The organism is Pseudomonas paraeruginosa (assembly GCF_003025345.2).
In the GTDB taxonomy this organism is placed as follows: domain Bacteria; phylum Pseudomonadota; class Gammaproteobacteria; order Pseudomonadales; family Pseudomonadaceae; genus Pseudomonas; species Pseudomonas paraeruginosa.
Window position 1 is genome coordinate 323,260 of the sequence record NZ_CP020560.1, and the last position, 22,014, is coordinate 345,273.

Annotated in this window: 22 protein-coding genes; 12 read left to right on the forward strand and 10 right to left on the reverse strand. The window is 67.5% G+C overall.

Features of this window, described 5'->3' with window-relative positions:
* Positions 1 to 230 precede the first annotated feature (230 nt).
* Entirely contained in the window at positions 231 to 725 is a 495-nt protein-coding gene (locus B7D75_RS01540) for a DUF523 domain-containing protein (RefSeq protein WP_034079279.1), read from the forward strand.
* A gap of 4 nt (positions 726 to 729) precedes the next feature.
* On the opposite strand, the gene B7D75_RS01545 is transcribed toward B7D75_RS01540, so the two are convergent.
* Together B7D75_RS01545 and B7D75_RS01550 are read right to left on the reverse strand one after the other, a co-directional pair.
* Positions 730 to 1,422 carry an amino acid ABC transporter permease gene (locus B7D75_RS01545; protein WP_003148631.1) on the reverse strand — a complete coding sequence of 231 codons (693 nt, stop codon included), beginning with the start codon at positions 1,420 to 1,422 and terminating at the stop codon, positions 730 to 732.
* Positions 1,423 to 1,495: 73 nt separating this feature from the next.
* On the reverse strand, positions 1,496 to 2,266 hold the full coding sequence (locus tag B7D75_RS01550) for a cystine ABC transporter substrate-binding protein (protein ID WP_012073933.1): 771 nt from the start codon (positions 2,264 to 2,266) through the stop codon (positions 1,496 to 1,498).
* 291 nt (positions 2,267 to 2,557) lie between these two features.
* Between B7D75_RS01550 and B7D75_RS01555 the strand changes: the two genes are divergently transcribed.
* Entirely contained in the window at positions 2,558 to 2,995 is a 438-nt protein-coding gene (locus B7D75_RS01555; RefSeq protein ID WP_003148627.1) for a DUF4399 domain-containing protein, read from the forward strand.
* A gap of 57 nt (positions 2,996 to 3,052) precedes the next feature.
* Here B7D75_RS01555 and serA read toward each other — a convergent pair whose 3' ends face one another.
* Positions 3,053 to 4,282 (reverse strand): phosphoglycerate dehydrogenase, encoded by a 1,230-nt coding sequence (gene serA / locus B7D75_RS01560; RefSeq protein ID WP_003112947.1) that lies wholly within the window; start codon positions 4,280 to 4,282, stop codon positions 3,053 to 3,055.
* Positions 4,283 to 4,485: 203 nt separating this feature from the next.
* Here serA and B7D75_RS01565 point away from each other — a divergent pair, with 203 nt between their 5' ends.
* The 4 genes from B7D75_RS01565 (at position 4,486) to B7D75_RS01580 (ending at position 8,159) form a co-directional block, all read left to right on the forward strand.
* On the forward strand, positions 4,486 to 5,880 hold the full coding sequence (locus tag B7D75_RS01565; RefSeq protein ID WP_107113674.1) for an FAD-binding oxidoreductase: 1,395 nt from the start codon (positions 4,486 to 4,488) through the stop codon (positions 5,878 to 5,880).
* A 91-nt stretch (positions 5,881 to 5,971) separates the two neighbouring features.
* Positions 5,972 to 6,637 (forward strand): fumarylacetoacetate hydrolase family protein, encoded by a 666-nt coding sequence (locus B7D75_RS01570; protein ID WP_034079277.1) that lies wholly within the window; start codon positions 5,972 to 5,974, stop codon positions 6,635 to 6,637.
* A 98-nt stretch (positions 6,638 to 6,735) separates the two neighbouring features.
* Positions 6,736 to 7,725 carry an SdiA-regulated domain-containing protein gene (locus tag B7D75_RS01575; RefSeq protein ID WP_079383447.1) on the forward strand — a complete coding sequence of 330 codons (990 nt, stop codon included), beginning with the start codon at positions 6,736 to 6,738 and terminating at the stop codon, positions 7,723 to 7,725.
* Positions 7,726 to 7,808: 83 nt separating this feature from the next.
* The gene (locus B7D75_RS01580) at positions 7,809 to 8,159 is read left to right on the forward strand and encodes a NirD/YgiW/YdeI family stress tolerance protein (protein ID WP_003148621.1); all 351 of its coding nucleotides are present in this window, start codon (positions 7,809 to 7,811) and stop codon (positions 8,157 to 8,159) included.
* Between the two features lie 67 nt (positions 8,160 to 8,226).
* On the opposite strand, the gene aphB is transcribed toward B7D75_RS01580, so the two are convergent.
* The 3 genes from aphB to B7D75_RS29305 form a co-directional block, all read right to left on the reverse strand.
* Complete coding sequence (gene aphB / locus B7D75_RS01585; RefSeq protein ID WP_033997977.1) at positions 8,227 to 9,261, reverse strand: acetylpolyamine amidohydrolase AphB; 1,035 nt, start codon at positions 9,259 to 9,261, stop codon at positions 8,227 to 8,229.
* A gap of 15 nt (positions 9,262 to 9,276) precedes the next feature.
* The gene (locus tag B7D75_RS01590) at positions 9,277 to 10,671 is read right to left on the reverse strand and encodes an APC family permease (protein WP_053813229.1); all 1,395 of its coding nucleotides are present in this window, start codon (positions 10,669 to 10,671) and stop codon (positions 9,277 to 9,279) included.
* An 81-nt stretch (positions 10,672 to 10,752) separates the two neighbouring features.
* Positions 10,753 to 11,160, reverse strand: coding sequence for a hypothetical protein (locus B7D75_RS29305; protein WP_124082771.1), 408 nt, complete (start codon positions 11,158 to 11,160; stop codon positions 10,753 to 10,755).
* Positions 11,161 to 11,474: 314 nt separating this feature from the next.
* On the opposite strand from B7D75_RS29305, the gene B7D75_RS01600 reads away from it, so the two are divergent.
* A complete protein-coding gene (locus B7D75_RS01600; RefSeq protein ID WP_012073941.1) occupies positions 11,475 to 12,440 on the forward strand; it encodes an SdiA-regulated domain-containing protein in 966 nt (321 codons plus the stop codon).
* Positions 12,441 to 12,483: 43 nt separating this feature from the next.
* Here the strand turns inward: B7D75_RS01600 and B7D75_RS01605 are convergent, their stop codons facing one another.
* On the reverse strand, positions 12,484 to 14,427 hold the full coding sequence (locus B7D75_RS01605; RefSeq protein ID WP_107113675.1) for an autotransporter outer membrane beta-barrel domain-containing protein: 1,944 nt from the start codon (positions 14,425 to 14,427) through the stop codon (positions 12,484 to 12,486).
* Between the two features lie 290 nt (positions 14,428 to 14,717).
* Here B7D75_RS01605 and B7D75_RS01610 point away from each other — a divergent pair, with 290 nt between their 5' ends.
* On the forward strand, positions 14,718 to 15,443 hold the full coding sequence (locus B7D75_RS01610; protein ID WP_107113676.1) for a CatB-related O-acetyltransferase: 726 nt from the start codon (positions 14,718 to 14,720) through the stop codon (positions 15,441 to 15,443).
* Positions 15,444 to 15,479: 36 nt separating this feature from the next.
* Here the strand turns inward: B7D75_RS01610 and B7D75_RS01615 are convergent, their stop codons facing one another.
* Both B7D75_RS01615 and rpiA read right to left on the reverse strand, forming a co-directional pair.
* Positions 15,480 to 15,812: a YegP family protein gene (locus tag B7D75_RS01615; protein ID WP_012073944.1), complete on the reverse strand. Its 333-nt coding sequence runs from the start codon at positions 15,810 to 15,812 to the stop codon at positions 15,480 to 15,482.
* A gap of 123 nt (positions 15,813 to 15,935) precedes the next feature.
* Positions 15,936 to 16,607 carry a ribose-5-phosphate isomerase RpiA gene (gene rpiA, locus B7D75_RS01620; protein ID WP_003148607.1) on the reverse strand — a complete coding sequence of 224 codons (672 nt, stop codon included), beginning with the start codon at positions 16,605 to 16,607 and terminating at the stop codon, positions 15,936 to 15,938.
* Positions 16,608 to 16,865: 258 nt separating this feature from the next.
* Here rpiA and ilvA point away from each other — a divergent pair, with 258 nt between their 5' ends.
* The 4 genes from ilvA (at position 16,866) to B7D75_RS01640 (ending at position 20,751) form a co-directional block, all read left to right on the forward strand.
* Entirely contained in the window at positions 16,866 to 18,380 is a 1,515-nt protein-coding gene (gene ilvA / locus B7D75_RS01625; RefSeq protein WP_234599961.1) for a threonine ammonia-lyase, biosynthetic, read from the forward strand.
* A 117-nt stretch (positions 18,381 to 18,497) separates the two neighbouring features.
* Positions 18,498 to 18,965, forward strand: coding sequence for a DUF2269 domain-containing protein (locus B7D75_RS01630; protein ID WP_043103737.1), 468 nt, complete (start codon positions 18,498 to 18,500; stop codon positions 18,963 to 18,965).
* 50 nt (positions 18,966 to 19,015) lie between these two features.
* Entirely contained in the window at positions 19,016 to 20,287 is a 1,272-nt protein-coding gene (locus B7D75_RS01635) for an SDR family oxidoreductase (RefSeq protein ID WP_043103739.1), read from the forward strand.
* Complete coding sequence (locus tag B7D75_RS01640) at positions 20,284 to 20,751, forward strand: DUF2269 family protein (protein WP_034079264.1); 468 nt, start codon at positions 20,284 to 20,286, stop codon at positions 20,749 to 20,751. The genes B7D75_RS01635 and B7D75_RS01640 overlap by 4 nt, the downstream gene beginning before the upstream one ends.
* On the opposite strand, the gene B7D75_RS01645 is transcribed toward B7D75_RS01640, so the two are convergent.
* Positions 20,724 to 21,965: an MFS transporter gene (locus tag B7D75_RS01645; protein ID WP_107113678.1), complete on the reverse strand. Its 1,242-nt coding sequence runs from the start codon at positions 21,963 to 21,965 to the stop codon at positions 20,724 to 20,726. The genes B7D75_RS01640 and B7D75_RS01645 overlap by 28 nt on opposite strands.
* Positions 21,966 to 22,014 lie beyond the last annotated feature (49 nt).

The window sequence follows — 22,014 nt, forward strand, 5'->3', positions numbered from 1 at the left end:
AGTCTGCGCGGGCCCGCGGCGGTTCGCCATGGGCCGCCGGCAGTTCTATCCTAAGGATCGGCAAAAAACCGCCAGGCCCCGCCAGCCGTGCCCTGGAACGTTACCCGGGAGTCTGGCTCCGGTTCGCTCGAGGGAGCGTCTCCCCGGGTTCTCCCAGGGACTGTTACCGGGCGTGACCATCGCTGGGCGCCGGGCTACTCTGTGTGCCTGTCAAAGGGGGTGGAGCATTCATGCAGAAGGTTCTGGTCAGCCGTTGCCTGCTGGGCCACCTGGTGCGCTACGACGGTGGCAGCCACGGCCCGTTCGACCTGCTCTCGCGCTGGCAGGCGCAGGGGCGGATCGTCGCGCTTTGCCCGGAAGTCGCCGGTGGCCTGCCGACGCCCCGCCCGCCGGCGGAAATCCCCGGCGGCCAGGGCGGCGAAGTGCTGGACCGGCTGAACCAGGTGCTCACCGTCGACGGCGAGGATGTCAGCGAGGCATTCCTGCTCGGCGCCGAGGTCGCCGTGCAACTGGTCCGCCGTCACGACATCCGCATGGCCGTGCTCAAGGCGCGCAGCCCTTCCTGCGGCAACCTGGAGAACTACGACGGCCGCTTCAACGGCAGCCGGGTCGCCGGCGAGGGCGTCACCGCCGCCGCCCTCAAGCGCATGGGCGTGCTGGTCTTCAACGAGGACGAACTGGATCGCGCGGCGGTCTGCCTGGCCGGTCTCGACGCCGGCGGCTGAGCGCTCAGCGCCGCAGCGGCGCGGTCAGGCGGTTTTCCAGGGCCTTCTGCACGCGCTCGAAGAGTGCCGAGAGCAGCCAGTAGATCCCGGCGGCGGCCAGGTACAGCGGCAGTGGCTGGAAGGTCTCGGCGATGACCTCCTTGGTCGCCAGCATCAGCTCGGTCACCGTGATCACCGAGATCAGCGAGGTGTCCTTGATCAGGCTGATCAGGCTGTTCGACAGGCTCGGCACCGCCAGGCGCAGGGCCTGCGGGGTGATGATGTTCCACAGGGTCTGGCCCCAGGTGAGGCCGACCGACAGCCCGGCTTCCCACTGCCCCTTGTCGATGCCGAGGATCGCTCCGCGCATGGATTCGGAGAGGTAGGCTGCGACGTTCAGGGTCAGCGCCAGGATGCCCGCGGTGACCGGGGTGAACTCGATGCCGACGCTCGGCAGGCCGTAGTACAGGACGAAGATCTGCACCAGCAGCGGCGTACCGCGGAAGGCGCTGACGTACACCGCGGCGATCTGCGACACCAGCGGTACCTTGGTAACCCGGACCACGGCGACGCTGAAGCCGAGTACCAGCCCCAGCACCATCGATACCGCGGCGAACAGCACGGTATACATCGCACCCTGGAGCAGGAAGGGCCAGGCCATCCCGAGCAGCTCGACCAGGTTGGCCAGCCATTCGAGCAGTTTCTGCAGCGAATTCATTCAACACTCCATCGACAAACACGACGACCGCGCCCCGGAAGCGCGGCCGCTTCCCGCCCGTTCGGGCGGGGATTCACTTCGGCGGCTGGCTGACGTCCAGACCGAACCATTTTTCCGACAGCCTGGCGAAGCGGCCGTCGGCCTTGAGTTTTTCCAGCGCCGCGTCCAGCGCTTCGCCGAACTTCGGATTGTTCTTCCGGTAGGGAATCGCCATGTTCGCCACCGGTCCCACCGCCGCGCCGGGCTTGACCGGCAGCCTGGCCTCGCGGATGGCGAAGGGGATCAGCAGGCGGTCGTTGAGCGCCGCGTCGATGCGCTTGCTGGCCAGGTCCTGCAGGTACTCCGGGGCGCCCGGATAGGTGCGCACGTTGACCCCGGCCACCGACTTCGCCAGATCAGCGTAGTTGGTGCCCTGGCCGACGCCGAGCTTGAGGCCCTTGAGGTCTTCCAGCGACTTGAACTGGCGGGTCTCGTCGGCGCGCACGATCAGTTGGGCGCTGGAGATGGTGTACGGCGCGCTGAAGTCGAAGACCTTGCGCCGCTGCTCGTTGACCGAGACCTGGTTCAGGGCGATGTCGTACTTGCCGCTCTGCAGGCCGGCGAGGATGCCGCTCCATTCGGTGGTGACGAATTCCGGCCTGACCTTCAGCTCGGCCGCCAGCAGTTCGCCCAGTTCGGTCTCGAAGCCGGTGAGCTTGCCACCCTGCTTGAAGTTGAACGGTGGATAGGTGCCTTCCAGGGCGATGCGCAGGGCGCCGCGCTGGTGGACATCGTCGAGCAGTTCGGCGTGGGCCAGCGGAGCGGCCAGGGAAACCAGCATCAGCAGGCGGGGCAGAAATCGCATGTAGTACTCCTCGGGTGGGAATGAACGTCGGTCGGGCCTATGCTGTTCGTTCAGCTTAGCCGGGCCCGCGTCCTGGACAATCGCGAACCTACTGGGTTGCATGCGGTCTTTCCAGAGGTTGCGGGCTTTGGCCTGGATTATGTGCGCAAGCGCCGCTCTACGACGGGCTTCGCAACGAAAATCGCTGTGCCAGCGATGCCTTTCCCTGATGCGAAAGGCACGGAAAGTGCCGGGGAAATTCCGTCCAGTGGCGTTTCCCGGTGCTAACGGAAGTGAAAACAGGAGACTCCCATGAGAGTGACATTGCCTTGCCTCGGTCTAGCCGCCCTGATGTTCGGCGCATCCGCCAGCCTGATGGCTGCCGACCTGCCCCGCACGAAGGCACCCGAAGGGGCGAAAGTGTATTTCATCACGCCGGCCGATGGTGCAACCGTCGACAAGACCTTCACCGTGAAGTTCGGCCTGAAGGGCATGGGCGTGGCGCCGGCCGGCGTCGACATGCCGGATACCGGACACCACCACCTGCTGGTGGACCTCAAGGAGCAGCCGGCGATGAACCTGCCGCTGCCGATGACCGACAACATCCGTCATTTCGGCAAGGGCCAGACCGAAACCGAGATCACCCTGCCGCCGGGCAAGCACACCCTGCAGCTGCTGGTGGGCGACAAGAACCACGTGCCGCTGGATCCGACCGTGGAGTCGGAGAAGATCACCGTTACCGTCAAGTGACGGAAACGAAAAAAGGAGGCCGCTGGCCTCCTTTTTCCTTTCCGCTTGCCGCTGCCTTCAGAACAGCACGCGGCTGCGGATGGTGCCGTTGACCTGCTGGAGCTTCTCCAGGGCCAGGTCGGAATATTCGGCGTCGACGTCGATCACCACGTAGCCGACCTTCTCGTTGGTCTGCAGGTACTGGCCGGAAACGTTGATGCCGTTGTCGGCGAAGACCTTGTTGATCTCGCTCATCACGCCGGGGATGTTGGCATGGATGTGCAGCAGGCGGTGCTTGCCCGGGTGCGACGGCAGGGCCACTTCGGGGAAGTTGACCGAGGACACCGAGGTGCCGTTGTCGCTGTACTTGACCAGCTTCTCCGCCACTTCCAGGCCGATGTTGGCCTGTGCCTCGGCGGTGGAGCCGCCGATGTGCGGGGTCAGGATCACCCGGTCCAGGCCGCGCAGCGGGCTGGCGAATTCCTCGTCGTTGGATTTCGGCTCGACCGGGAACACGTCGATGGCGGCGCCGATCAGGTGCTCGTCCTTGATCGCGGCGGCCAGGTGGTCCAGCTCGACCACGGTGCCGCGCGCGGCGTTGATCAGGATGCCGCCCTTCTTCATCGCGCGGATTTCCTTCTCGCCGATCATCCACTGGGTGGAAGGCAGCTCGGGGACGTGCAGCGAGACGATGTCGGACATGCCCAGCAGTTCGTGCAGGCTGCCGATCTGCACGGCGTTGCCCAGCGGCAGCTTGGTCACCGTGTCGTAGAAGAACACCTGCATGCCCAGGGCCTCGGCGAGCACCGAGAGTTGGGTGCCGATCGAGCCGTAGCCGACGATACCGAGCTTCTTGCCGCGAATCTCGAAAGAGTTCGCCGCGCTCTTGATCCAGCCGCCGCGATGGCAGGAGGCGTTCTTTTCCGGGATGCCGCGCAGCAGCAGGATCGCTTCGGCCAGCACCAGCTCAGCCACAGAGCGGGTGTTCGAGTAGGGCGCGTTGAACACGGCGATGCCGCGTTCGCGGGCGGCGTTGAGGTCGACCTGGTTGGTGCCGATGCAGAAGCAGCCGACCGCGATCAGTTTCTTCGCGCAGTCGAAGACCTCTTCGGTCAGCTGAGTGCGGGAGCGAATGCCGATGAAGTGCGCGTCGGCGATCCTTTCCTTCAGCTCGTCGCCGGAAAGCGCGGTCTTGAGGTACTCGATGTTGGTGTAGCCGGCGGCCTTCAGCGTGTCCACGGCGTTCTGGTGGACACCTTCGAGAAGAAGGAACTTGATCTTGCTCTTGTCGAGAGAGGTCTTGCTCATCTGCGTAAACCTGTTGTCCCGGAGGAAGTGGCTGGAAAGCGAACTGCGCGAAGCGGGTCCGGCCGGCGCTGGCCGGCTCCCGCGAGTCGGCGCCCGGAGGCACTAAGCGCGGGGGGCGTATGCTAGCATGTTCTCCCTTTTCCTTGCCCGGTTGCGACCTGAGTTGTTCTCAGGACGACCATGAACCATTTGAGAGTTCCCGAATGACCCGCGAAGCCCTGATCGAATCGCTCAAGCCCCTGGTCGAGCCTGGCAAGCTGCTCGACGACGCCGCCTCCCTGGACTCCTACGGCAAGGACTGGACCAAGCATTTCGCCCCGGCGCCGCTGGCCATCGTGTTCCCCAAGAGCGTCGAGCAGGTCCAGGCGATCGTCCGCTGGGCCAACCAGCACAAGGTCGGTCTGGTCCCGTCGGGCGGGCGTACCGGGCTCTCCGCCGCGGCGGTGGCGGCCAACGGCGAGGTCGTGGTGGCCTTCGACTACATGAACCGGATCCTCGACTTCAACGCCTTCGACCGCACCGTGGTCTGCCAGCCGGGGGTGGTGACCAAGCAGTTGCAGACCTTCGCCGAGGAAAACGGCCTGTACTACCCGGTTGACTTCGCTTCCTCCGGCTCCAGCCAGATCGGCGGCAATATCGGCACCAATGCCGGCGGGATCAAGGTCATTCGCTACGGCATGACCCGCAACTGGGTGGCCGGCCTGAAGGTCGTGACCGGCAAGGGCGACCTGCTGGAGCTGAACAAGGACCTGATCAAGAATGCCACCGGCTACGACATGCGCCAGCTGTTCATCGGCGCCGAAGGCACCCTGGGCTTCGTGGTCGAGGCGACCATGCGCCTGGAGCGCACGCCGAAGAACCTCACCGCGATGGTCCTCGGCGCGCCCGACTTCGACTCGATCATGCCGGTGCTGCATGCCTTCCAGAGCAAGCTCGACCTGACCGCCTTCGAATTCTTCTCCGACAAGGCCCTGGCCAAGGTCCTGGCCCGTGGCGACGTACCGCGCGCGTTCGAGACCGACTGTCCGTTCTACGCCCTGCTGGAGTTCGAGGCGGCCACCGAGGAGGTCGCCAACGAGGCGCTGGCCACCTTCGAGCACTGCGTCGAGCAGGGCTGGGTGCTGGACGGGGTGATGAGCCAGAGCGAGCAGCAGTTGCAGAACCTGTGGAAGCTGCGCGAATACATCTCGGAGACCATCTCCCACTGGACACCGTACAAGAACGATATCTCGGTCACGGTTTCCCGGGTGCCGGCCTTCCTCAAGGACATCGACGCCATCGTCGAGGCCAACTACCCGGACTTCGAGGTGGTGTGGTTCGGCCACATCGGCGACGGCAACCTGCACCTGAACATCCTCAAGCCGGAAAACCTCGGCAAGGACGAGTTCTTCGCCAAGTGCGCGACCGTCAACAAATGGGTGTTCGAGACCGTCGAGAAGTACAACGGCTCGATTTCCGCCGAGCACGGCGTGGGCATGACCAAGCGCGACTACTTGACCTACACCCGCTCGGAAACCGAAATTGCCTACATGAAGGCGCTCAAGGCGGTGTTCGACCCCAACGGGATCATGAACCCCGGCAAGCTCTTCGCCGAGTAACAGGTTTCGCAACGCAGAGGGCCGGTCATCCGGCCCTTCTCGTCTGTGGCGGATGTCACGGACGCCTTCCCATCCGTTCAGGAGTCGGTACATGAGTTACCAGCATCACTATATCGACGGTACCCCCATCCACTTTTCCCTGGGCAAGCTGGTCTGCGTCGGGCGCAACTACGCCGAACATGCCAGGGAGCTGAACAACCCGGTGCCCAGCGAGCCGCTGCTGTTCATCAAGCCCGGCTCCTGCGTGGTGCCGGTGGGCGGCGGGTTGAGCCTGCCGCAGGAGCGTGGTTCGGTGCACTACGAGGCGGAAATCGCCGTGCTGATCGGCAAGCCGCTGTCGCGCAAGCCGAATCGCGAAGAGGTCCTGGACGCGATCTCCGGCTATGCGCCGGCGCTGGACCTGACCCTGCGCGAGGTCCAGGCGAAGCTGAAGGAGAAGGGCCTGCCCTGGGAGCTGGCGAAGAGCTTCGATGGGGCTGGCGTGCTGGCGCCGTTCGTCAATGCCGACCAGTTCCCCGACCCGACCGACATCGGCATCCGCCTGACCATCAACGGCGAGGTGCGCCAGGACGGCAACAGCCGCGACATGCTCAATCCGATCGTGCCGCTGATCCAGCATATCGCCGGGCATTTCTCGCTGCAGGCCGGCGACGTGGTGCTGACCGGCACGCCGTCCGGGGTCGGGCCGCTGCACAGCGGCGACGAACTGGTCCTCGAGTTGCCGGGCGCCAGCCGCTTCGAGACCCGCGTGCTCTGAGACGAACCGGCCGCCGATGGGCGGCCGGCTGTTCCCGGGCGGCATCGGAAGCGACTGTCGGTCGGCTGGCCGGGACTCCGATTGACAGGGCGGGGCCAATGCCCTTTCATGGCGACGCTCATGAAAACACCTGGCCAAAAAGTCGAGCCTCGCCCATGTCCCTTGCCTCCAAGCTTCCCCGTTTCCGCTGGCTGCTGCTGGCGTTCGTCGCGCTCGTCGGCGTGGTACTGACCGTCATCATGCATTGGGACGATCGCGCCGGCCTGTGGTGGAAGGAGAGCCAGGCCAGCCAGCAGCAGCGCGACGAGAGCATCTGGTTGCCGGGCTACCGGGTGGTGATCGACGCCAAGCCGTTGCAGGGCCTGGAAGAGGAAGAAACCTCGGACCTGGCCTACAACCCGGCGACCAGAACCCTGTTCACCGTCACCGGCAAGCGTCCTCTGCTGGTGGAACTGTCGCTCACCGGCGACGTGCTGCGCACCATCCCGCTGCTCGGCCTGAGCAATCCCGAAGGCGTGGCGGTGCTGGAGAACGGCAACGTCGCGGTGACCGACGAGCGCCGCAATACCCTGACCATCTTCCACGTCGACCCGCAGACCGCCGAGCTGAGCACCAAGAGCCTGGCCGAATTCCCGCTGGGCAACCTCGGCAAGAAGAACAAGGGCTTCGAGGGCGTCGCCTGGGATCGGCGCCAGCAGCGCCTGCTGCTGAGCAAGGAGCGCGATCCGATGACCCTGTTCAGCTGGAAGAGCGACGGTGGCCCGCGCCTGAGCGGGGCGATGACCGCGCTGCCGAGCGACGACCTGTACATGCGCAATGTCTCGGCGCTCAGCGTCGACCCGCGCACCGGGCACACCCTGGTGCTGTCGGCAGAGTCGCACCTGCTGCTGGAGTTGGACGAGAAGGGCGAGCCGGTCAGCTTCATCAGCCTGCTTGGCGGCTTCAACGGCCTGGACAGCAGGATCCCGCGCGCCGAAGGGGTGGCCATCGACGACGAGGGCACCATCTACATGGTCAGCGAGCCGAACCTGTTCTACGTGTTCCGCAAGAAGAGCGGCGAGCGCCTGGCCACCAGCGATGCCGATTAAGCTTCGCTTAAGCGCCGATTAAGCCTGGTTTCAGCAAGGCCTCGTAGCCTGGACCCATCGAAACCAAACACGAGGCGTTACCCATGAAACTTCGTCACTTGCCCCTGATCGCCGCCATCGGCCTGTTCTCCACCGTCACCCTGGCCGCCGGCTACACCGGCCCGGGCGCCACGCCGACCACCACCACGGTGAAAGCCGCGCTGGAAGCCGCCGACGACACCCCGGTGGTTCTGCAGGGCACCATCGTCAAGCGCATCAAGGGCGACATCTACGAGTTCCGCGATGCCACCGGCAGCATGAAGGTCGAGATCGACGACGAAGACTTCCCGCCGATGGAAATCAACGACAAGACCCAGGTCAAGCTGACCGGCGAAGTCGACCGCGACCTGGTCGGCCGCGAGATCGACGTCGAGTTCGTCGAAGTGGTGAAGTAACCAGCCCAGCCGAAACGGCCCGCCCTTCCTTGCGAACGGCGGGCCGTTCTGCGTTCACCTGCAATGCCTAGCGATGCACGTTCTCGAAGCCCTGCAGGACGTTCACCGCGTTGATGCCGATCTCTTCCACCGCGTAGCCACCTTCCATCACGAACAGCGTGGCCAGGCCGAGCTTGCCGATCGCCTCGCCCATCCGCAGGTAGTCCGGGCTGTCCAGCCTGAACTGGGAGATCGGGTCCTCCTTGAAGGTATCCACCCCCAGGGAAACCACCAGCACGTCCGGTGCGTACGCCTGGATCTGGCGGATCGCCGCCTGCAACGCCAGGCTCCAGGTCGTCCAGTCGCTGCCGGACGCCAGCGGGTAGTTGCAGTTGTAGCCCTCGCCGACACCCTTGCCCTTCTCGTCGGCGTAGCCGAGGAAGTAGGGGTACTCGAAGCGCGGGTCGCCGTGGATCGAAGTGAACAGCACATCGGCGCGGTCGTAGAAGATGTCCTGGGTGCCGTTGCCGTGGTGATAGTCGACGTCGAGGATCGCCACCCGCCCGGCGCCCCGGTCGAGGAAGGCCTGGGCGGCGATGGCGGCGTTGTTGAGGAAGCAGTAGCCGCCCATGTAGTCGGCGGCGGCGTGATGGCCTGGCGGGCGGCAGAGCGAAAATACCGAGCGAGCGCCGCCGGCGAGTTCGGACTGGCCGCTGAGGGCGACGTTGGCCGAACTGGTGATCGCCTGCCAGGTGCCGGCGGTGATCGGCGCGCCGGCGTCGAAGGAGTAGTAGCCGAGGCGACCGTCGATGTTGTCCGGCTCCGTCTGCCGCAGGCGCCGGGTCGGCCAGGCGATCGGCAGCATGTCGTGGCTGCGGCCGCTGGCCAGCCAGTCCTGCCAGGCGTTCTGCAGGAAGCGCACGAAACCTTCGCTGTGCACCCGGCGGATCGGCTCCAGGCCGAAGTCGCGTGGCGCGCGGACATCGCCGAGACCGACCGCCCTGATCCGGTCGAGGACCATGTCGGCGCGGCTGGGCTTTTCGAAGCAGGGGGTGAACTGGCCGCCGATCAGTTCGTGGCGGCCGTGATGCAGGCGATGGTCGTCGCTGTAGATCGTCAGCATGTCGGGATCCCGGGCTCAGTTCTGTTCGGAGAAGGTCACGCTCGGCGCCTTGCGGCGGAAGCCGCCGGTATGGAACGCCAGGTAGGCGAGGCCGGCGGCGAACCAGGCCAGGCCGATCACCAGGGTCAGCGCCGAGAGGCTGGTCCACAGCCACAGGGTCAGGCCCAGGCCGATGGCCGGCACCAGCCCGTAGCGCAGCAGGTCGCGCGGGGCGCGGCGGCCGTCGAGCAGCAGGTAGCTGCGGATCACCGCCAGGTTCACCGCCGAGAACGCTACCAGCGCGCCGAAGCTGATCATCGAGGCCAGGGTGGTGAGGTCGATCACCACCGCCAGCAGGGAAATCAGCGAAACCACCAGGATCGCGATCACCGGTGTCTGGAAACGCTCCGAAAGACCGCCGAACACCCGTCGCGGCAGGATGCCGTCGCGGCCCATGCTGTAGAGGATGCGCGACACCGAGGCCTGCGAGGCCAGCGCCGAGCCGGCGGCGCCGGCGACGTAGGCGGCGGTGAAGAAGCTGGCGAGGAACTGGCCGCCGGCCGCCAGCATCACCTCGTTGGCCGCCGATTCGGCGTCCTGGAATACGCTGCCGGGGAACACCATTTGGCTGAAGACGGCCAGCACGGTGAACAGCAGGCCGGCGCCGACCGTGGTGATGACGATGGCGCGCGGAATGTCGCGCTGCGGGTCGCGGGTCTCCTCGGCCAGGGTGGAAACCGCGTCGAAGCCGAGGAACGACAGGCACAGCACCGCCGCGCCGGCCATCAGCGGGGTGAAGCCCGGCTGGCTGCCGTCGCCGACGAAGGGCAGGGAGAAGTCCAGCGAGGGAATGCCGGCCAGGTGCTTGATCGCCATGGCGATGAACACCAGTGCGAAGACGAACTGGGCGCCGACGATCACGTTGCTCATCCCGGCCACCGAGCTGATGCCGATCACGTTGAGCAGGGTGACCAGGGCGATCGCCGCGAGCATGAAGACCCAGGCCGGCACCATCGGGAAGGCGATATTGAGGAACAGGCCGATGAGCAGGTAGTTGATCATTGGCAGGAACAGGTAGTCGAGCAGTAGCGACCAGCCGGCGAGGAAGCCGACGCAAGGGCCGAAGCTGAGGCTGGTATAGGAATAGGCTGAGCCGGCTATGGGGTACTTCCTCACCATGAAACTGTAGGAAAAGGCGGTGAAGAGCATCGCCGCCAGGGTGATCAGGTAGGCGCCGGCGGTGCGCCCGCCGGTCATCTCGGTGACCACTCCATAGGTGGTGAACATGGTCAGCGGGACCATGTAGACCAGCCCGAAGAACACCAGGGCGGGCAGCCCGAGGATGCGCCGCAGGCCGGTGCCCTGGGCGCTGTGGACGTACTCGGGGCGCTTGCCACCGATGAGGATGCCGTTGTTGCGTTCGCTGGCCATGCTCCGCTCCTCGCGAAAATGCCGTATCGATCCCGCAGGCGGCCGCGCGGGCGGGCCGCTCCTGCGCCAGTTGGGGACGCGCTAGGGAAGAACCGCCGGGGTTTCCGTCGGGTCGCTGGAAAGGGCAGTGGTGAAGAGCCGGGGCGCGGCGTGCATGGGCACGGCCGTTCGGGGTGTGATCGTGTTCATGGCGGTCTCAGGAAGCGTTCTTGTTGGATTTATCGCTCGCGCTGGCGAGGTTCCCTTGGGCACTGTCGGCACCATTTCCGCAGCGCCGAGCGTCGTTCGAGGAAGGACGCGGTTCGACTCTAGCAATCCGGTTTCGCCGGTGAGAACCCTGTAGACGGTCAAAAAGGGATCGAAGTGGCCAAGCTGGATGGCCGGCCAGCGCTGACGGGAAAGCGCCGCATCGAGCATCTCTTCAGCCTGGTCCAGACCTTGCCGCAGCGCCAGGGCTTTCAGGCCTTGGCCAGGAGCAGCGGATTCCATGCAGTCAGGCAGTTGTCATTGCCGGGGATTTGCGGTTTCTGCGGCCCGCTTCACCTGCTGCGGTTCGATAATGACCGGGACGCCGCGGCTGCAGAACGATGGAAGTGGCCAATAAAGAATCGAACAGGCCAGTCTGCTGGCGGTGAGGAAGACGGTGGCGGCCTTTCTCATCGTCTCTTTCAGACAGGAAACTCGGACCCGTCCGAGTGATCCGGTCGGCTGGCGGACTTTAAGCTTGGCTTCAGCCTGGAACCGTAGTTTGCGTACGAAAGGTCGGGCGCAGCCCGTTTCCATACAGCCCCAGGCTCTATGCTATGAATATCCACGCCCGAACTCCCGAGCCGTTCTCCATGTCCCGAGCCTTCACGCCTCGCCGTCTGCTGCTGGCCGTCCTGCTGGTCGCGCTGGCCGCGCTGGCACTTCTCGGCCAGAACTTCCGGGTCTTCGACCGGGCCTGGTTCGCCGTCCAGGAATGGCGTCACGCCGATGCCTGGAAGGAGCGGTCGATCTGGCTGCCGGACTACCGCGTGCGGGTCGAGGCGCAGCCCATCGAGGGCCTGAGCGACGACGTGTCCGCGCTGACCTTCGATCCCGACCGGCGCACCCTGTTCACCGTGACCAACCAGCCGGCGCAGATCATCGAGCTGTCCCTGCAGGGCAAGGTGCTGCGGACCATCCCGCTGACCGGCTTCGGCGACGCCGAGGCCATCGAGTACATCAGCCGCGGCGTCTACGTGATCACCGACGAGCGCGAGCAGCGCCTGGTCAAGGTACGCCTGGAGGACGACACCCGTTTCATCGACGCTGCCGACGCCCAGCAGCTTTCGCTGGGGATCGGCCTCAACGGCAACAAGGGTTTCGAGGGGCTGGCCTACGACGCCGAGGGCAAGCGCCTGTTCGTCGCCAAGGAACGCGACCCGGTGCGCATCTACGAGATCCACGGTTTCCCCCACACCCAGGCGGACAAGCCGTTCGCCGTACACGTGGTGGACGACCCCGGGCGCGACCGGCGCCTGTTCGTCCGCGACCTGTCCAGCCTGCAGTTCGACGAGGGCACCGGGCACCTGCTGGCGCTGTCCGACGAGTCGCGTCTGGTGGTCGAGCTGGACACCGACGGCGAGCCGGTCAGCACCCTGTCGCTGCTGCGCGGCATGCACGGCCTGAAGCGCAGCGTGCCGCAGGCCGAGGGCGTGGCGATGGACGACCGCGGCGTGCTCTACCTGGTCAGCGAGCCGAACCTGTTCTACGTGTTCAGCAAGGACGAGCCGGCGCAGCCCTGAGGCGGCCGGCGTGGGACGGCCGGCGACCGTCCCGCCGGCCTGCTCAGAACTGCCAGTTCACCCCGAGCGAATAGCCCGCCTGGTTGCCCTCGCTGTGGGCGAAGCGGCTGTTGGCTTCGGCGAAGATCCCGAGCTGCTCGGTGACCGCCAGCTGCGCGCCGAGCTGGACGCGGCCGAAGTCCTTGTCCACGTCGCCCATGTCGGCGACCCGGATCCGCCCGTCGCCGCGGCTGGTCAGATCGATATCGTCCAGCCGACCGTCGGCCAGCTCGCGTATCCAGCGCAGGCTGGCGTAGGGTTGCAGGCGCATCCTCGCGCCCAGCGCCAGCTCGCCGCGCAGGCGCCAGCCGAGGCTGGCCTCCAGCGAGTCGTAGTCCTGCTTCTCATAGCCGAGCGCGGTGCGCAGGGCCTCGTCCTCGCGGAAGTCGTCGATGCGGTAGCGCATGTAGTCGAGGCCGGCCAGCGGCCCGTTCCGCAGTTCGCCGAAGCTGAAGTCATAGCCGCCTTCCAGCCGCGCGCCCCAGGACCAGGCCGAGGTGTCGCCGGAGAGGCGCTGGTCGAGTAGCACCGGGCCCCCGGCGGCCTGCAGGTAGACCGGGCGCTTGCTGTCGTAGCGGGTATGCCCGAGGTTCAGCTCGCCGGCCAGCCATTGCGGACCGCCGTCGTGGTACAGGCCGAACAGGCCGAGCTGCCAGGTGTCGCCCTCGATGCGCCCGCCATGGTCCAGCTTGTCGCGGCTGCGCTGGAAGGCCAGGCTGGCGCCGAGGGTCAGGGCCTCGCTGTAGCGGTAGTCGCCGAGCAGGTGCACGCCGGCGCGCCTGGACTCGGGATCGCCGGGCATGTCGAAGCCGCTGTCCGGCGAGACCTCGCCCTCCGCGCCCACTTCGCCGTCGAAGCTGCCCACCGGTCGGCTGCTGCCGAGCAGCGTCAGCCAGCGCCGGTCGTGCAGGCGGGTCAGCGCCTGGTGCTGGCGTTGCAGCTGGTCTTCCATCTGCCGTGCCAGGGCGCCGCCGGAGGCGGTGGAGGCGAGCAGGTCGGCGTTGGTCAGCTCCAGCACCAGGCGTGTCAGCAGGCGGGAGAAGTCGCGCATGCGCTGGTCGATGCGTTCCTGGCCGAAGGCGCCGGTCAGCACTTCCTTGTTGTCCTCGGCCGGATCGTGCCAGGTGGAGCCGCCGGGAATCGCCGGGTTGTCGGTCTGCTCGTAGCCGTCCAGGTCGCCCAGCTCCCAGTTGGTCGCCTCGATGAACAGCACCGGGATGTCCATCCCGTTGAAGCTTTCTCCGTCGCTACAGCAGCCGGTGCCCGCCGGGTATTCGGCGTTCAGGCCGGGGTTGGTGGACAGCGGGATGTCCAGTTCGCGGGCGATGCGCAGGATCTGTTCGCGGTAGGCGCCGAGGGCCGGGTTGGCCACGCTGTTGGAGCCGGCATGGGCGTACATCCTGTCGCCGGTGACCAGGCTGTCGAGGTTGATCATCCCCAGCAGGTTGGCGCGCTGGCTGGCGTCGAGGGACTCGACGTAGGCGCGCGAGCCACGCAGGCCTTCCTCCTCGGCGCCGAAACCGACCACCTCCAGGCCGTTCTCCAGGGCGATGCCGCCGAGGTTGCGGGCGATCTCGGTGAGCACCGCGGCGCCCGAGGCGTTATCGTCCAGGCCCTGCAGGGTCGGGCGGCCGTAGTAGGTGTCGTAGTGCGCGCCGAGCACCAGGACCTTGCCGCTGCTGCCGGGCGCCGAGGCGATGACGTTCTGCGAACTGCGGTTGCCGGCCCAGGTGAAGTCCTGGCGGCTGGTCTGGTAGCCGAAGCCCAGGCGCGACTGCATCAGCTCGGTGGCGCCGGCGAAGCTGGCGGTGCCGCGGTAGCGGCCGGGATAGTCGGTGATCAGGCGCTCCAGGGTCTCCCCGGCATACTCCCCGTACTGGTAGGCGTTGGCGCCCGATGACAGCGCAGCACATCCCAGGCTTACAGCGACAGCTAATGGTTTGAACACGGCACTTTCCTCTGTGTCGGTACGATGGTGCATCGAATGATGCTCGCGCCGCGCAAAGCAGGATGCGGACCGTTTCATGTCCCGCATGGCTGAATTGACGCCTGGTCGACCTGCGGTGTCGCCAGGTTGTAAGAAGCCCTCCCATCGGACGCGCGGCAACGCTCCGCGTCGTCTGCAGTGTTACCCGCGCGAGGTGCGAGATGGGGCGTGACTTCCCGTTTCGGGGCTTGGTAACCGCGAGAGGGCGATTTACAGTGCTTGCCCTGTCGTGCCGCCCTGGAACCCGTCCGATGAACATTTTCCGCGAAGCCCTGCTCAACCGCCGCCTGAGAAAGGCCCTGGCCCGGCACGGCTGCCGCATGGCCAGCGGGGTCGAGACGCTGCGCGACGGCACGCTGGTGACGCTGGAGCCGAACGTGAAGCTGGGCAAGGCGAAGATCTACTCGCCGGCGCTGGAGATCGGCGCCTACACCGATGTGGTCAGCGGCTGCGAATTCATGGAGGTGGCCAGCATCGGCCGCTTCTGCTCGATCGCCGCCGGGGTGGTGATCGGCCAGCCGCGCCGGTCGCATCCGATGCACTGGCTGAGCACCCATGCCTTCACCGCCAACCCGAAGCTGTTGCGCAAGCCGTTGCAGCCCGAGCGCGAAGCGACCCCGGCGCGCATCGGGCACGATGTGTGGATCGGTCGCGATGCGCTGATCCTCGATGGGGTGGAGATCGGCACCGGGGCGGTGGTCGGCGCGCAATCGCTGGTCAACCGCGACGTGCCACCCTACGCGGTGGTGGCCGGGTCGCCGGCGCGGGTGATCCGCTATCGATTCGAGCCGGAGCTGATCGAACGGCTGCTGGCCAGCCGCTGGTGGGAATTGCCGCTGGACCTGCTCGGCGAATTGCCGCTGGACGATCCGCGGGCCTGCGTCGAGGCGCTGGAGCGCCTGCCGCCGAAGGCGCGGCAGGAGACCCGGCACCTGCGCATCCGGCACAAGCCGTTCGCCATCGAATGGCTGGACTGAGGCCAGCCGCCGCCGTCGCCGACGGCGGCCGGAGAATCAGCTCTCGTCGCTGAGGCCGGCTTCCGGCGCCGCGCGCTTGACCGACTGCACGCCGGCTTCGGCGTTGGCCTGGCTGGCATACAGCTGGCTCTGGCCGACGACCTGGCCGTTGGTGGCCTTGAGCACGAAATGGAACTTGCCGTTGCTGGCCGGCTTGACCTCGAAGGCGCCGTCGCGCTGGGCGTTCTTGCGCACCGAGTCGATGCCGTTGAGCGCCGAGTCCTTGGCCTTGTACAGCTCGCTGGTGAGGATGATCTCGCCGTTGGCGGCATGCAGGTTGAAGTGGAACTGGCCGTCTTTCGCTTTCTTCAGGTGGAATTTGGCTGCCATGTCTAGCTCCTTGTTCACGGAATGAGGCGGATCGCAACGGACCAGCCGTCTGCTGAGACACAGCGTAGCCGCTTTTGTTGCAGTGTCGCCCCGAGCCGGTGATCGGCGCGGGGCACGAGGGACTCAGGCCTTGAGGGTCTGCACGCCGTCGGCGGTGCCGAGCAGCAGCAGGTCGGCCGGGCGGGCGGCGAACAGGCCGTTGGTGACCACGCCGACGATGGCGTTGATCTTCTCTTCCAGTTCCACCGGGCTGTCGATGCGCAGGTTGTGCACGTCGAGGATGATATTGCCGTTGTCGGTCAGCACGCCTTCGCGGTAGACCGGGTCGCCGCCGAGCTTCACCAGTTGGCGGGCGACGTGGCTGCGGGCCATCGGGATGACTTCCACCGGCAGCGGGAACTGGCCGAGGATGGGCACCAGCTTGCTGGCGTCGGCGATGCAGATGAAGGTCCTGGCCACCGCGGCGACGATCTTCTCGCGGGTCAGCGCGGCGCCGCCGCCCTTGATCAGCTCCAGGCGCTCGTTGCTCTCGTCGGCGCCATCGACGTAGAACTCCAGCTCGCTGACGGTGTTCAGTTCGTAGACCGGGATGCCATGCTCCTTCAGGCGTTTGGCGGTGGCCTCCGAGCTGGCCACGGCGCCGTCGAACTCGGCCTTGTGACGGGCCAGGGCATCGATGAAGAAGTTCGCGGTGGAGCCTGTGCCGACGCCGACGATGCTCTTGCTGTCGAGGTGCGGAAGAATGTGGTCGACGGCGGCCTGTGCCACTGCCTGCTTGAGCTGATCCTGGTTCATCCCGGGTGCCTGTCTGGTTGCCTGGCCGGCCGTCCCGGCGGCGCAGGCGGAGGGTGCGCGCGGCCGGGGCGGCCCGGCGGGTTTCCGGCACGTCCTGTGCCGCTGCGATACGAAGGGACGAATTATAGCGGCCTGGCGGCCTCCGGTCTTGCTCCGGATGACCGGCAGTCGCGGCGTTTTCCTGCGGCGCGCCGGTAGTCCGCCCGGCGGGCCTGGAGTAGACTCCGGGCTTCCGTGAAGTCCGCCGAACCGCCTCCGATGCTCGAACAATACGTCAAGAAGATCCTCACCTCGCGCGTCTACGACGTCGCGGTGGAAACGCCCCTGCAACCCGCCCGCCAGTTGTCCGAACGCCTCGGCAACCAGGTCCTGCTCAAGCGCGAGGACCTGCAGCCGGTGTTCTCCTTCAAGATCCGTGGCGCCTACAACAAGGTCGCGCAGCTTACCGAGGAAGAGAAGGCCCGCGGGGTGATCGCCGCCTCGGCCGGCAACCACGCCCAGGGGCTGGCCCTGGCGGCCAGGCGCCAGGGGATCAGGGCGGTCATCGTGATGCCCAAGACCACCCCGGAGATCAAGGTCCAGGCGGTGCGCGCCCAGGGCGCCAAGGCGGTGCTGCACGGCGACGCCTTCCCCGAGGCGCTGGCCCACGCGTTGAAGCTGGTCGATGAAAAGGGCTACACCTTCGTCCATCCCTACGACGATCCGGACACCATCGCCGGCCAGGGCACCGTGGCCATGGAGATCCTCCGCCAGCAGCCCGGCCGCCTCGACGCGATCTTCGTCCCGGTCGGCGGTGGCGGGCTGGTCGCCGGCATCGCCGCCTACGTAAAGTACCTGCGTCCGGAGATCAAGGTGATCGGCGTCGAGCCGGACGAGTCGAACTGCCTGCAGGCGGCCATGGCCGCCGGCGAGCGGGTGGTGCTGGGTCAGGTCGGGCTGTTCGCCGACGGGGTGGCGGTGGCGCAGATCGGCCAGCACACCTTCGACATCTGCAAGGACCACGTCGACGAGGTGATCACCGTCAGTACCGACGAGATCTGTGCGGCGATCAAGGACATCTACGACGACACCCGCTCGATCACCGAACCGGCCGGCGCGCTGGCGGTGGCCGGGATCAAGAAGTACGTCGAGCGCGAGCGCGCCGAGGGCCAGACCCTGGTGGCGATCGACTCCGGCGCCAACGTCAATTTCGACCGCCTGCGCCACGTCGCCGAGCGCGCCGAGCTGGGCGAGCGCCGCGAGGCGATCATCGCGGTGACCATTCCCGAGCGGCCGGGCAGCTTCAAGGCCTTCTGCGAGGCGGTCGGCAAGCGCCAGATCACCGAGTTCAACTACCGCTATCACAGCGGCAGCGAGGCGCACATCTTCGTCGGCGTGCAGACCCACCCGGAAAACGACCCGCGCGAGGCGCTGGTGGCCTACCTGCGCGAGAAAGGTTTCCCGGTCCTCGACCTGACCGACAACGAGCTGGCCAAGCTGCACATCCGCCACATGGTCGGCGGCCACGCGGTGAAGGTCAGCGACGAGATGGTGTTCCGCTTCGAATTCCCCGAGCGGCCCGGCGCGCTGTTCAACTTCCTCACCAAGCTCGGTGGGCGCTGGAACATCTCGATGTTCCACTACCGCAACCACGGCGCTGCCGACGGCCGGGTGGTGGCCGGGCTGCAAGTGCCGGAGGATGAGCGCCAGTTGATCCCGCAGACCCTCGAAGCGATCGGCTATCCCTACTGGGACGAGACCGACAACCCGGCCTACCAGCTGTTCCTCGGCTGACCCGCGGCGGCTCGCCGACGCGGGCTGCTAAGCTTCACCGGCAGGTGTTTCCCTCTTCGGGAACTGAGCCCGCCCCGGCCTCTCAAACAGGCCGGGCACACGGACAAGGATGCGCTGATGGAACATTTTCTCCAGATCAAGATTCTCCACGGGGTCGCCACCGTGCTGCTGTTCGGCGGCCTGCTCGGCCTGGCGTTCTACGCCTGGCGCAGCTGGCGCTCGGCCGACGCGGCGCGGATCGCCCGCGGCTTCCGGCGGATCCGCCTGATCGGCTGGCCGCTGCTGGGTCTCAGCCTGCTGGCCCTGCCGGTCAGCGGCTGGTGGCTGGCGCACCTGGCCGGATGGCCGCTGGGCCAGAGCTGGCTGCTGTTCGGCGCCTGCCTCTATCTGCTCGGCTGCATCTTCTGGCTGCTCCTCGCCGGCCGCCTGGCGCGGGTCCAGCACCAGGCCGGCGCCGCCGAGACGGCGGGCGCCACGCTGGGCGAGCAGACTGTGCGCGATATCAGGATCGGCCTGGTCATGGCCCTGCTCGGCACGGCCAGCTTCGTCGCCGTGGCGGTGCTGATGGTCAGCAAGCCGCTCTGAAACCCCAACGAAACGGACTTCACCGGTTTTCGCCGGTTCTGTAGGAACACATGCGCATTCTGCTGGTGGGCGCGAGTGGCTTCGTCGGTCGGCACCTGCTGCCGGCGCTGCTCGCCGCCGGGCACGAACTGATCCTCACCGCGCGCCGCCCGCCGGACGCCGCGCCCCCTGGCTGTCGCTGGCTGGCCCTCGACCTGGAGCGGCTTGCGCAGAGCCCGGACAGCTTCGCCTGGCCCGCCGGGGTCGACCTGCTGGTCAACGCCGCCGGCGCCATGAGCCTGGACGAGGCGAGCATGGCGCGGGTCCAGGATAGTGGCACGCGGGCGCTCTTCGATCTCGCCGCCGGCCATGGGGCCAAGGTCCTGCAGATTTCCGCGCTGGGTGCCGGCGAGCACCCGGATGTGCCCTTCCTCGCCAGCAAGGCCGCGGCCGACCGCCACCTGCTGGGGCTGGGCATTGCGGCGCTGGTGCTGCGCCCGTCCCTGTTGCTGGGACCGGGCGGCGCCAGCAGCGCCTGGCTGGAGCGCCTGTCGCCGCTGCCGCTGATTCCCTTGCTGGATAATCGCGCCCGGCTGCAGCCGCTGCATGTCGATGACCTGGTCGGCGCGGTGCTGGCGCTGTTGCGCGACTGGCCGGAGCGCGCACAGGTGATTCCGCTGGTGGGGCCGCAGGCATTGACCCAGGGCGAGCTGCTCGACCGGCTGCGCCGGGCCCAGGGCTGGCCGCGCGGACGCTACCTGGTGCCGCCCGCGGCGCTGCTGGATGCGCTCGGCGGGCTCGGCCGGCGCCTCGGCTGGCGGGTCCTGAGCCCGCCGATGCTGAAGCTGGTGCGCCAGGACAACCTGGCCGACCCGGCGATTCTCCAGGCCGCCTGCGGCTACCGCTGCGCGCCGCTGTCCAGCCGCCTGCTCGGCTGGCCGCAGGCGCAGAACGCCCTGGCGAGCCTGCTGCGACCTCTGATGCTGGCGGCGCTGGTGCTGATCTGGCTGGGCACCCTGGTCGCCTGTCTCGGCCCGGGGTATGCCTGGGGCCTGCGCATCCTCGGCGAAGCCGGTATCCAGGGCTGGCCGGCGAGCCTGGCGGTGATCGCCGGGGCCCTGCTCGATGGCGCGCTCGGCGTCGGCCTGCTGCTCCGTCGCTGGCGCCGGCGCGCGCTGCTGGCGCAGTTCTGGCTGATGCTCGGCTACAGCCTGGTGATCAGCCTGATCCTGCCGCACTACTGGTACGACCCCTACATGGCGGTCGGCAAGAACCTCGTGCTGATGGTGGCCACGCTCTGGCTGCTGGGCGGCGAACCTCGAGCCAAGGAGGCCCGCGGATGAACCTCTACCTGCTGCTGAAGACCCTGCATATCCTTTCCTCGACCATCCTCTTCGGCACCGGCCTCGGCTCGGCCTACTACGCCCTGCGTGCCTGGCGCAGCGGGCAGTTGCCGGTGATCGCGGTGACCTTCCGCCACCTGGTCACCGCCGACTGGCTGTTCATCGCCACCACCGCCGTGTTCCAGCCGCTCAGCGGCCTGGCCATGGTGCATGTCGCCGGCTGGCCGCTGACCCAGGGCTGGTTGCTGTGGAGTCTGGGCCTCTACGTATTCGCCGGGCTCTGCTGGCTGCCGGTGGTGTGGTTGCAGATCCGCGTGCGCGACATGGCCGAGTCGGCCCTGCGCGAGGCGCGACCGATCGAGCCGCTGGCGCATCGCTACATGCGCGCCTGGTTCATCCTCGGCTGGCCGGCCTTCATCGCCTTCATGGTGATCTTCTACCTGATGGTCAACAAGCCGGTCTGAGGATTCGTTCGACGCAGCCAGAGCAGCGCCAGCAGCAGGAACGCCAGCGAGCCGCCCCAGTACAGCCAGGCGAAGCCGCCGGGCCGCTCCAGCAGGAGGAAGGCCAGCGCCGGGCCGAGCGCGGCGCCGAGGTCCTGGACGATGGAGTAGCGGGTCATGAAGTCGACCACGTCGCCGGCACGGGCGACGTCGGCGGCCAGGGCGTCGGTCAGGGTGGTGAGGGCGGTGGCGACCAGCATCACCAGCAGCGCGAGGGCCAGCCAGGCGAGGATCGGCAGCGCGGTGGAGAGCAGGCCGAAGCCCAGCGCTCCGGCCAGCAGCGCGGCCACGTAGTAGCCCTGGCGCCCGCGCGGGCCGTCCGACCAGGCACCGAAGCGCCCGGCCAGCCAGGGCTCCCAGGACCAGCGCAGGGCCTGGATGATCCCGGAGAGACCGGCGGCGCTGAGCGCCAGGCCGAGCAGGCTGACCTCCGTGCCGAAGCTGCGGGCGATCAGCGCGCTCAGGGTGGCGGCGAGCACGCCCTGGATCAGGAGCGCGGTACCGAAGCCGCTGAGGATCACCAGGCCGCGCGGCGGCGGGAGCCTGGCGACGCTGGTGGATGCCGTTGCGGCGGGGGGCCGCGCATGTCCGGCGGGATTCTCCGGCAGGACGAAACCCTTCGCCAGCAGCGGCAGGCCGAGCAGCGCCAGGATCGCGAAGGACAGCGCCAGCGCCGGCAGGCCGAGGACCGGCACCAGCAGTCCGCCGAGCAGCATGCCGACCAGGCTGCCCAGGCGGTAGAGGCCGTTGTACAGGCCCATGGCACGGCCGCGCTGGTGGTCGGCGGCGCAGTAGACCACCGCCGAGAGCCCGCCGATGCGGAAGAACGACCAGCCGATCCCCCATAGCCCGCGCAGCAGTACCCAGGCCAGGAATCCGCTGGCCAGGCCGTAGCCGGCGGTGCTCAGCACGCCGATGACGACCGCCAGGAGCAGCCCGGTCTTCAGCGCCAGATGCTTGTACAGGCGGCCGATCAGCGGATTGAAGGGCAGGCGGATCAGGCGGTTGATCGACAGCAGCACGCCGACCTGCCAGAGCGCCTCCAGGCCGACCTCGCGCCAGTAGATCGGCAGGGCGATGTAGAGCATCGAATCGCCGGCCAGGCATAGCGCGGTGACCAGGGCGACGATCACGACCGGCCGCAGCGAGCCGGGAGCGGGGGCGGTGTGGGGCATCCTGGGTCCGCCGTGGCGCCGCCCGTCGGACGGCGCGGTTGTCAGTGGG